The sequence below is a fragment of the Dietzia sp. CH92 genome (assembly GCF_032248695.1).
Classification (GTDB): Bacteria; Actinomycetota; Actinomycetes; order Mycobacteriales; family Mycobacteriaceae; genus Dietzia.
This window is the reverse complement of record NZ_JAVHXC010000013.1, coordinates 1-14,112: the sequence shown is the minus strand read 5'-3', so window position 1 is coordinate 14,112 and position 14,112 is coordinate 1. Positions and strand designations below refer to the sequence as shown.

Here is a 14,112-nt window from a genome sequence, read left to right as displayed (position 1 = left end):
CGCCGACACCCCCGCACCCGACCCCGACACACCACCCTTCTGAAAGCGGTGCAGAGGATCAGGCGACGCGACCGGCTGACGGTGCGCCGGGCGAGTGACCGGACACGCCGAAACGCCGGGGCCCGGCGTCGCGGGTAGCGACGCCGGGCCCCGGCGGAGGATGAATGAGGAAGTCAGTGCTTCTCGCGACCCCAGTGGTACTCGAACACCAGGCCGGAGACGAAGATGATCAGAGCGACAGCGCCGCCGATCAGCACCCACCAGTTCCAGAATGCGGCACCGTAACCGATGATGAAGATCGCGAAGGCGACCAGGAACGGCCAGAAGCTGTGCGGGCTGAAGAAGCCAAGCTCACCGGCACCGTCCGAGACCTCGGCCTCCTCGAAGTCCTCGGGCAGGGTGCTGATACGCCGCGCCACGAAACGCAGATAGCCGCCGATCAGCAGGCTCAGGCCCGCCGACAGGACCAGAGCCGTGGTCCCCACCCACTCGACGCCCGTCCGCGACGTACCCGTGAGGTAGCCGTACGCGATCGCCAGGGCCGCCAGGAAGATAAACAGGGCGTCGAAAATTCGTACTGTTGCGCTCATCGTTCAGGAATCCTTCGCGTGATACCGGGAGAGACGTCAGTTCGCTGACGCGGTCTCGATGACGTTGTTCTGATCGCGGGTATCGCTGCGGCCGGTCTTGAACGGTGCAGTGGAGATCGAGTAAGGCTCCTCCCCGATGGACTCCAGCGCCTCCGCGTTCGTCGCGGTCGGATTGGCCTGGCGGAACTCGATGTAGTCAGCGAACGCCTCCGGGGAGACAGCGCGCAGCTCGAAGTTCATCATCGCGTGGTAGATGCCACACATCTCGGCACAGCGCCCGACGAAGGCACCCTCGCGCTCGATCTCCTCGATCTGGAACATGCTCAGCTGCTGGTTCTTACCCGGCTGCGGCATCACGTCGAGCTTGTAGATGAACTCGGGGATCCAGAACGAGTGGATCACGTCCGCCGCCGCGAGACGGAACTCGATGCGGGTGTTGGTCGGCAGGACCAGGACCGGGACCTCCTCGGAGGTGCCGACGGTCTCGATGTTGTTGTAGTGCAGGTACGACTTGTCCTCGGCGAGACGGCCGTGGATCGGGCCACCCGCGGCGGGCTCACCGTGGTGACCGAGGGCCATGCGGGCCTCGTCGGAGAGGACGCCGGCCTCCTCCGCCTGACGCTGCGCCTCGTAGTTGGTGCCGTCCTCGATGGACACGCCGGCCACGTCGACCTTGTTGTAGCCGAACTTCCAGTTCCACTGGAACGCCGTGACGTCGACCTTGACGCCGACCTCCTCCTCCGGACGGAGGTCGAGGACCTTGTTCTGCGTCACCACGGTGAAGTAGAAGAGCACCGAGATGATCACGAACGGCACAGCCGTGTAGATCAGCTCGAGGGGCACGTTGTACGCGGTCTGACGCGGGAACTCCCCGTTGTCGTTCTTCTTCTTGCGATGGAACGCCATCGACCAGAAGATCAGGCCCCACACGAAGAAACCGACGATGAGCGAGGTGATGACGGTGCCCGTCCAGAACTCGCGGATCGCGACGCCCTCCGGGGTGATCCCGGTGGGGAAGCCGAAGTTGATCGTCTGGTTCCACCACTTGTTGTCGGTGTGGAGGCTACATCCGGACAGCAGCAAGCCCAATGAGCCGAGAGCCACCGCGAGAGTCGCTCTGCGCGTCCGACGACGCCCGTCACGCTGTTCCACCATCACGCCTTCCTGATCAGCGGCACCGGCCACGTGGCCGGGACACCTTAGAAGAGTAGACCACGGCTCTCAGTTTGAACGCCGCGGGTCCGGCAATTCACCCACGAGGCCCCCACGCCGTCCGCCGGACACGGTGACCTCGCACAGACCAGTAGTATTCGAACGCGTCCGGACCCGCCCACGCGGGTCACCGTGGACGCTCACGACGACGATGGACGAGGTACCCGACACATGTGTGGCCTGCTTGGTCTGATCACCCCGGACGGCTCCGCCCGTACCCACGAGGCCCGCGTTCTCGACGCGATGGGGTGCCAGCGCCACCGGGGCCCCGACGAGGTCGGGACCTGGGTCGACGGCGACATGGCGTTCGGGTTCAACCGCCTGTCGATCATCGACATCGCCCACTCACACCAGCCGCTGCGCTGGGGCCCGCCCGAGCAGCCCGACCGCTACGCGCTGGTGTTCAACGGCGAGATCTACAACTACCTCGAACTGCGTGACGAGCTCCGTCGCGAGCACGGCGCCGAGTTCGCCACCGAGGGTGACGGCGAACCGATCGTCGTGGCCTTCCACCACTGGGGCCCCGCGGCCGTCCGCCGGCTGCGCGGCATGTTCGCCTTCGCGATCTGGGACACCGTCGAGCGCTCGCTCTTCGTCGCCCGCGACCCGTTCGGCATCAAGCCCCTGTACATGGCGACCGGACCCGGAGGGACCGTGTTCGCGAGTGAGAAGAAGTCGATCACGGAGCTGGTCGACCTCGTCGTCGTCGACACCTCCCTCGACACCCGCGCCCTGCAGCACTACGTCACCCTCCAGTACGTCCCGGAGGACGAGACCCTCACCCGCGGGATCCGACGCCTCGAATCCGGGTGCCACGCCACGCTCACCCCCGGGGGCGAGCCGGTCATCGAGCGGTACTTCGAGCCCACCTTCCCCGTCGTCCCCGTCGCCGACGGCGACGCCGAGCGGCGCTACGACGAGATCGCCGACGCCCTCTCCGACTCGGTCGCCAAGCACATGCGCGCCGACGTCACGGTCGGCTCCTTCCTGTCGGGCGGCATCGACTCCACCGCCATCGCGGCCCTCGCGCGCCGTCACAACGAGAACCTCCTGACGTTCACGACCGGGTTCGAGCGCGAGGGCTACTCGGAGATCGACGTCGCCGCCGAGTCCGCCGCCGCGATCGGCGTGGAGCACATCGTCAAGGTGGTCTCCCCCGAGGAGTTCGCCGCCGCGATCCCCGAGATCATCTGGCACCTCGACGAGCCGGTCGCCGACCCCGCGCTGGTGCCGCTGTACTTCGTCGCCCGCGAGGCCCGCAAGCACGTCAAGGTCGTGCTGTCCGGCGAGGGCGCCGACGAACTGTTCGGCGGTTACACCATCTACAAGGAACCGCTCTCGCTCGCACCGTTCGAGAAGGTCCCCGGCGCGCTCCGGCGCGCGCTCGGCCGCGCCAGCGAACTGATCCCCGAGGGCACCCGCGGCAAGAGCCTCCTGCACCGCGGATCGATGAGCCTCGAGGACCGCTACTACGGCAACGCCCGCTCGTTCTCCGAGGAGCAGGTGCGTTCCGTTCTGCGTGACCACCGCCCCGAGTGGAGCCACCAGGACGTCACCGCCCCCATCTACGAGCGTTCCCGGGGCTGGGATCCGGTCGCCCGCATGCAGCACCTCGACCTGTTCACCTGGCTGCGGGGCGACATCCTCGTCAAGGCGGACAAGGTCACCATGGCCAACTCCCTCGAGCTGCGGGTGCCGTTCCTCGACCGTGAGGTCTACGAGGTCGCCTCGCGTCTGCCGCACACGGAGAAGGTCGCGCACGGCACCACCAAGTACGCACTGCGCAAGGCGCTCGAGCAGATCGTGCCCGCCCACGTCCTGCACCGGAAGAAGCTCGGCTTCCCCGTGCCCACCCGCCACTGGCTGGCGGGGCCGGAGCTGCACGACTGGGCCCGCGAGCACGTGGCGGCGTCCGGCACCGACGAGTTCGTCGACAAGGCCGCCGTACTGCGGATGCTCGACGAGCACCGGCGGGGCGAGTCCGACCACAGCCGCCGCATCTGGACCATGCTGTGCTTCATGATCTGGCACGGCATCTTCGTCGAGGGCCGGATCACCCCGGACATCGAGCAGCGCGAGTACCCGGTCCGCCTCTAGCCCGGGGCCGCGGGGCGGTCAGGCGGGCAGCAGCGCCGACAGCTCCTCGGCGGCCTCGTCCCCGTACGCGTCGACGAGCCGGCGGCGGGCGGCCGCCGGGTCGATGGTCCACTCCTGTGTTCCCGTGGTCTCCAGGACGTGGGTCGCGACGAGGGCGCCGAACTGGGCGGACCGTTCCAGCGACAACCCGTCGAGCACCCCGGAGAGGAAGCCCGCGCGGAACGCGTCGCCCACCCCGGTGGGGTCGAGCAGGTTGTCCGACGGGACGATCCCGACCTCGATCGGCTCCGCGCCCTGCTCGACGATCACCACGCCCTTGCCCCCGCGGGTGGTGACGCGCGTCCCGACCTTCGCGTCAAGCTCCTCGGGCGTCCACCCGGTCTTGTTGAGCAGCAGCTCGTACTCGTACTCGTTGGTGAACAGGTAGCGCGCGCCGTCGACCAGGGCGCCGGCGGCCTCGCCGTCGAGGAACGCCAGCTGCTGGGAGGGATCGGCGGCGAAGTCCAGTCCCAGTTCACGACACTCCGCGGTGTGGGAGTTCATGGCGGTGGGGTCGTTGGCCCCGATGAGGACGATCTCCGGCCGGCCGATCCGCTCGACCAGGCGGGCCAGCGAGATGGTGGCCGCCTCCCCCATCGCGCCGGGGTAGAACGACGCGATCTGCGCCATGTCCGAGTCCGTCGTGCAGACGAATCGCGCGGTGTGCAGCGCCGAACTGATGTGGACGGCCGAGGTGTCCACGCCGTGACGCTCGAGCCAGTCGCGGTACTCCGCGAAATCCTCGCCCGCCGCGCCCACCAGGTGAGGCCGCCGGCCGAGCACACCGAGCGCGAACGCGATGTTGCCGCCGACGCCACCGCGCCGGATCTGCAGCGAGTCCACCAGGAAGCTCAGCGACACGTGCGCGAGCTGGTCGGGCAGCAACTGCTCGGAGAAGCGACCCGAGAAGGTCATGAGGTGGTCGGTGGCGATGGAACCTGTGATGACGACGGGCATGACCCAGACAGTAGACGACCCGGACCGATGCGTGATCGGTCCGGGTCGTCAGGAGGTCAGCGCGACCGGGGGCTCAGTTGAACGAGTCGCCGCAGGCGCACGACCCCGTGGCCTGGGGGTTGTCGATCGTGAAGCCCTGCTTCTCGATGGTGTCGACGAAGTCGATCGACGCACCCATGAGGTACGGGACGCTCATGCGGTCGACGGCGAGCTTGACCCCGCCGAAGTCGTCCACCACGTCACCGTCCAGCGAACGATCGTCGAAGAAGAGCTGGTAGCGCAGGCCCGCGCAGCCACCGGGCTGCACCGCGATGCGCAGCGACAGGTCGTCGCGACCCTCCTGATCGAGCAGGGCCTTGGCCTTGGCGGCCGCGGCCTCGGTGAGCAATACGCCGGTGGCGGTGTTCTCCGCTGTGGTCATGTCGGTTCTCCTTGCGATCGGAAAGAGGGCTTCGGGGACGTATGCAGGTTCCAACGCCCACCGGGGAGTCCTCTATTCCCCGGCACCCGTTCCCCCGCTCACGATACGCCTGCCACCGCGTACGGGTGAATGTCCTCCGCATCCGGCGATCGCCTAGCCTGGGAGCGTGAAGTTGCGCGCATTCGGCTCCAGAGACGACGAGACCGGCAAGGACTCCCCCGCCCCCGAGGCACGGCCGGAGTCCACGCCCGAGCCCGCCGTCGACCCGCGACGTCCCGCGGGCAAGGGCAAGCCCACCCCCCGGCGTCGCGACCAGGAGCGTGCGCGCGGGATGCGACAGGGGCCGGTCACCGCGCCCCTGACCCGCAAGGAGGCCAAGGAGCGTCGCAAGGCCGCGCAGGCCTCCATGACCAAGGAGGAGCGCCGGGCCGCCAAGGCCGAGGAGCGCGCCGCCCGCGAGGAGCGTCGTCAGCTCATGATGGAGGGTGACGACCGGTACGTCCTCTCCCGCGACCGCGGTGAGGTCCGTCGCTTCGCCCGCGACTGGGTGGACACACACCGCCGCCTCATCAACTGGTTCATGCCGTTGGCGCTGTTCGTCATCGTCTTCCAGCTCATCCCCAACCCGGAGCTGCTGGCGTTCAGTCAGACGCTGTTCCTGCTGCTCATCGCGGTCGTCATCATCGACGGGATCTTCGTGGGACGCGCGGTCAACAGGGCGGTCCGCGAGCGGTTCCCCGACACGGAGGACACCGGTTTCGGGATGGGCTGGTACGCCGTGATGCGCGCGACGCAGCCACGGATGCTGCGCACCCCGCGCCCCCGGGTCCGCCCGGGCGACGCGATCTGACCCGCCGCCCCGACCCACCCCCTGTGACCCCGCTGCTCCCCGGAAGGGCCTGACCACATGCGCCTGCTCGTCCTCGGTGGCACCCGCTCGGGTAAGTCCGCCCACGCCGAATCAGTGGCCGCCGCCACCGGCACCGGCGTGGTGTACGTCGCCACCGCCCGGCGTGACCCCGACGACGCGGAGATGGCCTCCCGCATCGCCGCCCACCGAGATCGCCGGCCGACGGACTGGGTCACCGAGGAGACCGACGAGATCACCCGGGTGCTCGCCGAGTACCCGGACTCGACGATCCTCGTCGACGACCTGGGGGGCTGGCTGACCCGCCGAATGGACGCCACCCTCGGGTGGACCGACGGGGGTGCGGCCGTCGCGGAGGAGACGGACGCGCTCGTCGACGGGATCGCCGCCCACCCCGGCCCGGTCATCCTGGTCTCCCCCGAGGTCGGCCTCGGCGTGGTCCCGGACACGCTCTCCGGCCGGGTGTTCGCCGATGTGATCGGGTCGCTCAACAGGCGACTGGCCCGGGTGTGTGACGCCGCGGTCCTCGTCGTCGCCGGTCGCGTGCTGCCCCTCGACGACGCGCGCGCGGCCGCCGACGCCCGACCCCGCGCGGGCGTGTCCGGGCCGGCCGCCGCGGCGACGCCTGTCAGCGCTGCCACCACCGCCGGCGCCACCGCCGGGGAGTCCGTCCCCCCGGCGACCCCGGCCGACGTCCCCACCGACTTCCCCGGCCTCGCGGACGTCGCCCACTACGAGGACCCGGTGTCGTTCCCCCCGGTCCACCCCCCGTCGCACTCGGTCGCCGAGGAGGCCCGCGCACGCCAGCTCACGCTGACCAAGCCCGCGGGGTCCCTGGGCCGGCTCGAGGAGCTGGGCGTGTGGATCGCCTCGTGTCAGGGGACCTGTCCCCCGCGCCCGCTGGAACGCGCCCGGGTCGTGGTGTTCGCGGGTGACCACGGGGTCGCCGAGCACGGGGTCTCGGCGTTCCCTCGTGAGGTCACGCTGCAGATGGCGGACAACATCGTCGGCGGGGGCGCCGCGGTGTCGGTCCTCGCCCGCGCCGCCGGCGCGTCCGTCCGGGTGGCCGACATGGCGATGGCCTCGGAGCGGCCCGGCGGGCTCGACGACCACAAGATCCGTCGCTCCAGCGGGGCCATCGATCGCGAGGACGCGCTGACCCCGGAGGAGGCACGCGCCGCGATCGCCGCCGGACGACGTATCGCCGACGAGGAGGTCGACTCGGGCGCGGACCTGCTCATCGCCGGCGACCTGGGCATCGGCAACACCACCCCCGCGACCGTCCTGACGTGCCTGGTCACGGGCCACGAACCGGTCGAGCTCGTGGGCCGCGGGACCGGGGTCGACGACGAGGGGTGGATGCGCAAGACCGCCGCCATCCGCGATGCCATGTTCCGTGCCTCGGGCGACCTGCGCGACCCCGTGGCGATGCTGCGCAAGGTCGGTGGCGCCGATCTCGCCGCGATGGCCGGGTTCCTCGCCCAGGCCGCCGTCCGCCGGACCCCGTGCCTGCTCGACGGGTCGGTCGTCACCTCGGCCGCGCTCATGGCCGAGGCCCTGGCGCCGGGGTCCCGTCAGTGGTGGACGGCCGGACACCGCAGCGCCGAGCCCGCCCATTCCGCCGCCCTGACCTACCTGTCGCTCGAGCCGGTCCTCGACCACGCGATGCGCCTGGGCGAGGGCAGCGGCGCGGTCGCCGCTCTGCCGGTCGTCCACAACGCGGTCGCGATCCTCACGGAGATGGCGACCTTCGCCGACGCCGGGGTCAGCGACAAGGGCTGACGGCCGTGCTCGACGCAGTCCGCCTCTCGCTGTCCTGGATGACGGTCCTGCCGGTCGGCCGCGACGGCGTCCCCGACGCGGCCGCGGCCGGGCGGGCCATGACGGCGCTGCCGGCGGTGGGGCTGGTGTGCGGCGGTCTGGCGACGGCGTCCGCCCACGGGGCTCACGCCCTCGGCGCGGGTGCGCTGCTCTCCGGTGTCGTCGGCGTGGGGGCGGTCCTCGCGCTCACCCGCGGCATGCACGTCGACGCGCTGGCCGACACTGCGGACGGGCTGGGATCCTACGCCGGCCCGGACCGCGCGCTGGAGATCATGCGATCCGGCTCGGTGGGGCCGATGGGCGCCGCGGTGCTGGTGCTCGTCCTGCTGGCGGAGGTCGCGGCCCTGGGGGCGCTGGTCGACTCGGGCGCGTGGCTGGCACCTGTCGCCGCGTTCGTGCTCTCCCGCTGCCTGCCGGTGGTCCTGCTGCGCCGCGGGGTCCCCGCCGCGTCGGCGACCGGGTTCGGCGCGATGGTCGCGGGGTCCCAGTCGGGTGCGGCGGTGACCCTGACCGGGGCGCTGTGCGCGGTCGCCGGCGCCGGGCTCGCCGGCGCCGGCCCGTCAGGGGCGGGCGCGCTCGCGTCCGGCCTCGTCGGCGCGGCGCTCGGGCTGCTCGCGTACCTCGCGGCGGCCGGGTTCGGCCGCCACGCCGTCCGCCGGTTCGGCGGCGTCAACGGTGACGTCCTCGGTGCGGTGATCGAGGCCGGCACCGCCGCGGCGCTCCTCGCGGCGGTGCTCCTGGCCTGACGACCTCAGGCCAGACGCGTCATCCAGCCGAACGGGTCCTCGACCGACCCACGCTGGATCCCGGTGAGGGTCTCGCGCAGGCGCATGGTGACCTCGCCGGGCTCGCCGTCGGCGATCGTGTACCCGCCGCCGGCGTGCTGGACCGACCCGACGGGGGTGATGACGGCGGCGGTGCCACAGGCGAAGACCTCGGAGATCTCGCCGGAGGCGACGCCGGACTCCCACTCCTCCACGGAGATCTTGCGCTCGGTGACGCTGTAGCCGAGGTGGCGGGCCAGCCGGAGGAGGCTGTCCCGGGTGACGCCGGGCAGCAGCGAGCCGGACAGTTCGGGGGTGACGATCCGGGCGTTCTCCCCGGTGCCGAGGACGAAGAACAGGTTCATCCCGCCCATCTCCTCGACGTACTTCCGCTCGATGGCGTCGAGCCACACGACCTGGTCGCACCCCTTGGTCGCGGCCTGCTCCTGGGCGGCCAGCGAGGCCGCGTAGTTGCCGCCGAACTTGGCGGCGCCGGTGCCGCCGGGGCTGGCGCGGACGTACTCGGTGCTCAGCCAGACGCTGACGGGGGCGACGCCGCGGGAGAAGTACGCGCCGGCCGGGGAGGCGATCACCGAGTAGAGGTACTCGTTCGCGGGCCGCACGCCGAGCCCGGTCTCCGTGGCGATCATGAACGGCCGCAGGTAGAGGGCCTCCTCCCCGCCGGCGGCGGGCACCCAGTCGCGGTCGATCGCGACGAGCTGCCGCAGTGACTCCAGGAACAGCTCCTCCGGCAGCCGGGGCATGGCCAGGCGCTGCGCGGAACGGTTGAAGCGGGCGGCGTTCTGTTCGGGGCGGAACGAGGCGATCGAGTCGTCGGACTGCCGGTAGGCCTTCAGCCCCTCGAAGATGGTCTGCGCGTAGTGCAGGACCACTGCGGAGGGGTCGATGGACAGGGGCGCGTAGGCCTCGACGACCGGCGTCCCCCACTCGCCGTCGGCGTACGGGAGGGTGACCATGTGGTCGGTGAAGTACTTGCCGAAGCCGGGGGCGGCGAGGATGGCGGCGCGCTCGGCGGCGGTGCGGGGCGAGGCGGACGGGCGGATGTCGAAGTCGGTCGAACCGGACATGGTGGGTCTCGTTCCTGGAGTGCGGGGGCGGGAGGCGGGGTCAGCGGGTGCGGATCTCGACGAGCGGGGGTACCGCGAGGCGGCACGGTACCTCTCGTCCGCGCACGTCCACCACGACCTCGTCGCCCTTCTTCAGTCCCGAGTCCAGGTCGATGAACGCCAGTGCGATACCGGTCTTTAGGGTGGGCGAGAACGTGCCCGAGCTGGTGACGCCCACGTCGCGGCCGTCGGCGCGCACGGTCTGGCCGGCGCGCAGGACCCCGCGGCCGGTGACCTGGAGGGCGTACATGCGCCGGGCCGGGCCGACCTCCTTCTGCCGGAGGAGTTCCTCGCGACCCCAGAAGGACGGCTTGTCCCAGCCGATCGCCCAGGCGCAGCGCGCCTCGAGCGGGCTGAGGTCCACGGACAGCTCGTTGCCGTGCAGCGGGTAGCCGGCCTCGGTGCGCAGGGAGTCGCGCGCGCCGAGCCCGCACAGGGCGCCGTCGCGGGACAGGACCTGCTCGGCGAGCGCGTCCCAGACCTCGCCCGCCTCGTCCCAGGCGGGCAGCACCTCGAAGCCGTACTCGCCGGTGTAGCCGGTGCGGCAGATGCGGACGGACCGGCCGGCGAGGTCGGCGTCGACGAAGGCCATGTAGTCGAGGTCGGTGGGCAGTCCGACCGCGGTGAGAACCTCACCGGCGAGCGGGCCCTGGACGGCGATCACGGCGCGGGAGCGGTGCTCGTCGGTCACGGTGACGCCGGGCGCGCGCTCGGCGGCGGCGGCCTGCAGCCGCCGGACGACCTCGGCGGTGTTGGCGGCGTTGGGGATGAGGAAGACCTCGGAGTCGGAGACGCGGTAGGCGATGAGGTCGTCGACCACTCCCCCGGACTCGTCGCAGCACAGCGTGTACTGGGCACTGCCCGCGGAGATGCGGTCGAGGTCGTTGGTGAAGCACGAGTTGACGAACTCCGCGGCGCCCGGGCCGGAGACGAGGGCCTTGCCGAGGTGGCTGACGTCGAACAGGCCGACCGTGGTGCGGGTGGCGGTGTGCTCACCGACGGTGCCGGTGTACTGCACGGGCATCGACCAGCCGCCGAAGGGGGCGAAGGTGGCGCCGGCCTCCACGTGGCGGGAGTGGAGCGGCCCCTCGTTGAGGTCCCCGGTGTCTGTCATGTGGCCACTCCTCGCGCTGGTGACGGTAACGGCTGCGTTCCCACGGTAGTCGATAGACTATGGTGCCCCCGCCGTGGCGGTCCCGCCATGTCGTCCGGGCACCGCAGATCCAGTCCCGTACCACCCTCGACACCCAGGAGCGCCCCTATGCCGACCGCGCAGACGATCCTCAGCCACACCCCGGACACGGCCCCGCTCGAGGCGGTGACCTCGCCCGTGGATTCCGACGTGGTGGTGATGGGCATCGCGGCGCCCGCCGGCTCGGGTGACGGGGCCCCCGTCGTCGTCGCCCCCGGCCTGGACGCCACGGTGACCGACGCGGTGGCCCGGGTCGCGCACACGGTCGGCGCCTCCACGAAGGTCGGTTCCACCACCCGCGTCCCGGCGCCGGAGGGCGTCCCCGGCGCGTCGGTCGTCCTGGTGGGCCTGGGGTCCGCCGACGACGAGGTCACCGACGAGACGCTGCGCCGCGCGGCCGGCGCCGCCGCGCGCGCGTGCCGCGGGCTGGGGTCGGCGCTGGTGCTGTTGGACGCCGCGCGGGCCGAGGCGGTCGCGCTGGGAGCGGGACTGGGATCGTTCCGGCCGGCGAAGGTCACCGCGTCGGACGGGGGCGACGACGACGAGAAGTCCGATTCCGTGCGCGTGTTCGTCGCGGAGGGGGGCGCGGACGCGGTGACGCGGGCGGCCACGATCGCGGAGTGTGTCGGTCTGGCCCGGGACCTGGTCAACACCCCGCCCAACCTGCTGTTCCCGGGCTCGTTCGCCGATCGCGCCGCCGAGCTGGCCCGCGAGGCCGGCCTGGAGGTCGAGGTGCTCGACGAGGCGGCGCTGGCCGAGGGCGGATACGGCGGCATCCTCGCGGTGGGCGGCGGATCGTCGCGCGGCCCCCGCCTGGTGCGGCTGACGTACCGCGGCGGCGAGGGCCGCCCGACGGTCGCGCTAGTGGGCAAGGGCGTCACGTTCGACACCGGCGGCATCTCCATCAAGCCCGCCGCGGGTATGGAGCAGATGACGATGGACATGGGCGGTGCGGCGGCCGTGATCGCGACCGTCATCCTCGCCGCGCGCCTCGGGTTGGACCTCACCGTGGTCGCGACCGTGCCGATGGCGGAGAACATGCCGTCGGCGACCGCGTACCGGCCGGGCGACGTGCTCACCATGTACGGCGGCACGACCGTCGAGGTGCAGAACACCGACGCCGAGGGCCGGCTCATCCTGGCCGACGCGATCGTGCGCGCCTGCGAGGACTCCCCCTCGCACCTCATCGACACCGCCACCCTCACCGGTGCGCAGATGGTGGCGCTGGGCAAGAAGACCCCGGGCGTCATGGGGACCGACGCGTTCCGCGACCGGGTGGCCGAGCTCAGCCGCGAGGTGGGCGAGGGCGGGTGGCCGATGCCGCTGCCCGAGGAGCTGCGCGACGGGCTCGACTCGGAGGTCGCGGACATGACCCATGTCACGCCCCACCGCTGGGGCGGCATGCTCTCCGCCGGGATCTTCCTCTCCGAGTTCGTCGCCGACGGCGTGGAGTGGGCGCACATCGACGTCGCCGGCCCGGCGTACAACGACGGCGCGCCGGAGGGCTACCTGGCCAAGGGCGGCACCGGCGTGCCGGTGCGCACCATGCTCGCGGCGCTCGAGGACATCGCCGCGGCGGGCTGACCCGGCCCGGCGGTTAACGCCCGTCGGCCTCGCGGATCTGTTCGCGGAGCCGGCGGGCGCGCTCGCGCTTCTCGCGGGTGATGCGGACCTGCTCGTAGTCGCGCATGCGCTGGGGGTAACCCTGGATCGACGCGTCGAACAGGGGCAGCTTCAGCTGCGCGGCGAGCCTGCGGGCGGTGGCCACGTCGCCGACCGGGCGGCGGGTCCACTCGCCGTCGAACGCCACCAGGCACAGGCCCGGCACGGAGACGAGGGTCTCGGGTTCCAGGTAGGCCTCGACGCCCACCCTGGTGCGACACCAGCGGCGGAGGTGGTCGAGGTCGGCCGGGTCCGCGCGCACCCCTCGCCGACGTCGTCCGAACAGGTCGCGGATCCCCACGGTCGGTCTCCTCCCGTCGGCCCCCGTCCGGGGTGGGGCCGGTCACGTCGGTTCGTACGTATCTACCACGAGCAGCGCCGATCGCGTCGCCCACCTCGGGATTCGGCGCCCGGATAGGGTCGGATCGGGGCGTCCGACGACACCGCCCAGTGGCAGAGGGCACAATGGACGACGATCGTCCGGTCGGCCCGCCACCGCGGGCCTGTCCGAGGCGCCATCGACGAACAGACAGTTGACCAACCACGACGCCGCTCACCGCGGGCGCTGACCGCGCCGGGGAGCAGCGCCCTTAGACCTCTCGAGGAGTCACGACACCATGGCCTTCTCCGTACAGATGCCGGCTCTCGGTGAATCCGTCAGCGAAGGGACCGTCACCCGCTGGCTCAAGAAGGAGGGGGACACGGTCGAGGTCGACGAGCCTCTGCTCGAGGTCTCCACCGACACGGTCGACACCGAGATCCCCTCCCCCGCGGCGGGCACGCTGAGCAAGATCGTCGCCGGAGAGGACGAGACCGTCGAGATCGGCGGCGAGCTCGCGGTGATCGACGACGGCTCCGGCGGCTCCGATGACGCCGACGACGACTCCGCCGACGAGGCCGAGCCCCAGCAGGCCGACGACGCCGACGAGGCCGAGGAGCCCGCCGCGGAGCCCGCCCCGGCCAAGAAGTCCTCCGGCGGCTCCGGCGGCGGCAAGGGCACCGACGTGACCATGCCCGAGCTCGGCGAGTCCGTCACCGAGGGCACCATCACCCGCTGGCTCAAGTCCGTCGGCGACACCGTCGAGGTCGACGAGCCCCTGCTCGAGGTCTCCACCGACAAGGTCGACACCGAGATCCCCTCCCCCGTCGCCGGCACCCTCCAGCAGATCGTCGCCGAGGAGGACGAGACCGTCGAGGTCGGCGCCACCCTCGCCGTCATCGGCGACGGCTCCGGCGGCTCCGACGACGACTCCGCCGACGAGGACTCCGCCGCCGAGGCCGAGCCCCAGCAGGCCGACGAGCCCGCCGAGGAGCCCGCCGAGGAGCCCGCCCCGGCCAAGAAGTCCTCCGGCGGCTCCGGCG

The 14,112-nt window shown here is 71.7% G+C and carries 13 protein-coding genes; 6 read left to right on the top strand and 7 right to left on the bottom strand.

Translation table 11 applies throughout. The annotated features are described in order from the left end of the window. Window positions 1-173: 173 nt before the first annotated feature. Together RWK90_RS17120 and RWK90_RS17115 are read right to left on the bottom strand one after the other, a co-directional pair. Window positions 174-590: a cytochrome c oxidase subunit 4 gene (locus RWK90_RS17120; protein WP_314038838.1), complete on the bottom strand. Its 417-nt coding sequence runs from the start codon at window positions 588-590 to the stop codon at window positions 174-176. A 36-nt stretch (window positions 591-626) separates the two neighbouring features. After that, entirely contained in the window at window positions 627-1,745 is a 1,119-nt protein-coding gene (locus RWK90_RS17115) for a cytochrome c oxidase subunit II (RefSeq protein ID WP_314038837.1), read from the bottom strand. 228 nt (window positions 1,746-1,973) lie between these two features. Between RWK90_RS17115 and asnB the strand changes: the two genes are divergently transcribed. Further along, window positions 1,974-3,899 (top strand): asparagine synthase (glutamine-hydrolyzing), encoded by a 1,926-nt coding sequence (gene asnB, locus RWK90_RS17110; protein ID WP_314038836.1) that lies wholly within the window; start codon window positions 1,974-1,976, stop codon window positions 3,897-3,899. 18 nt (window positions 3,900-3,917) lie between these two features. On the opposite strand, the gene RWK90_RS17105 is transcribed toward asnB, so the two are convergent. Then, complete coding sequence (locus RWK90_RS17105) at window positions 3,918-4,895, bottom strand: carbohydrate kinase family protein (RefSeq protein WP_314038835.1); 978 nt, start codon at window positions 4,893-4,895, stop codon at window positions 3,918-3,920. A 73-nt stretch (window positions 4,896-4,968) separates the two neighbouring features. After that, window positions 4,969-5,316, bottom strand: a complete 348-nt coding sequence (locus RWK90_RS17100; RefSeq protein ID WP_007632903.1) for an iron-sulfur cluster assembly accessory protein — start codon at window positions 5,314-5,316, stop codon at window positions 4,969-4,971. 166 nt (window positions 5,317-5,482) lie between these two features. On the opposite strand from RWK90_RS17100, the gene RWK90_RS17095 reads away from it, so the two are divergent. The 3 genes from RWK90_RS17095 to RWK90_RS17085 are packed head-to-tail and all read left to right on the top strand — an operon-like array spanning window position 5,483 to window position 8,751. Beyond that, on the top strand, window positions 5,483-6,166 hold the full coding sequence (locus RWK90_RS17095) for a DUF3043 domain-containing protein (protein ID WP_314038834.1): 684 nt from the start codon (window positions 5,483-5,485) through the stop codon (window positions 6,164-6,166). Window positions 6,167-6,223: 57 nt separating this feature from the next. Then, on the top strand, window positions 6,224-7,966 hold the full coding sequence (gene cobT, locus RWK90_RS17090; RefSeq protein WP_314038833.1) for a nicotinate-nucleotide--dimethylbenzimidazole phosphoribosyltransferase: 1,743 nt from the start codon (window positions 6,224-6,226) through the stop codon (window positions 7,964-7,966). 5 nt (window positions 7,967-7,971) lie between these two features. Next, entirely contained in the window at window positions 7,972-8,751 is a 780-nt protein-coding gene (locus RWK90_RS17085; RefSeq protein ID WP_314038832.1) for an adenosylcobinamide-GDP ribazoletransferase, read from the top strand. Between the two features lie 5 nt (window positions 8,752-8,756). On the opposite strand, the gene RWK90_RS17080 is transcribed toward RWK90_RS17085, so the two are convergent. After that, complete coding sequence (locus RWK90_RS17080; RefSeq protein ID WP_314038831.1) at window positions 8,757-9,857, bottom strand: branched-chain amino acid aminotransferase; 1,101 nt, start codon at window positions 9,855-9,857, stop codon at window positions 8,757-8,759. A 40-nt stretch (window positions 9,858-9,897) separates the two neighbouring features. Continuing rightward, entirely contained in the window at window positions 9,898-11,010 is a 1,113-nt protein-coding gene (gene gcvT, locus RWK90_RS17075) for a glycine cleavage system aminomethyltransferase GcvT (protein WP_314038830.1), read from the bottom strand. A 147-nt stretch (window positions 11,011-11,157) separates the two neighbouring features. Here gcvT and RWK90_RS17070 point away from each other — a divergent pair, with 147 nt between their 5' ends. Continuing rightward, complete coding sequence (locus tag RWK90_RS17070; protein ID WP_314038829.1) at window positions 11,158-12,672, top strand: leucyl aminopeptidase; 1,515 nt, start codon at window positions 11,158-11,160, stop codon at window positions 12,670-12,672. Window positions 12,673-12,685: 13 nt separating this feature from the next. Here the strand turns inward: RWK90_RS17070 and RWK90_RS17065 are convergent, their stop codons facing one another. Further along, a complete protein-coding gene (locus RWK90_RS17065) occupies window positions 12,686-13,051 on the bottom strand; it encodes an oxidoreductase (protein ID WP_314038828.1) in 366 nt (121 codons plus the stop codon). A 316-nt stretch (window positions 13,052-13,367) separates the two neighbouring features. Here RWK90_RS17065 and RWK90_RS17060 point away from each other — a divergent pair. Next, a partial coding sequence (locus tag RWK90_RS17060) for a biotin/lipoyl-containing protein (protein ID WP_314038826.1) occupies window positions 13,368-14,112 on the top strand: 745 nt, incomplete at its 3' end.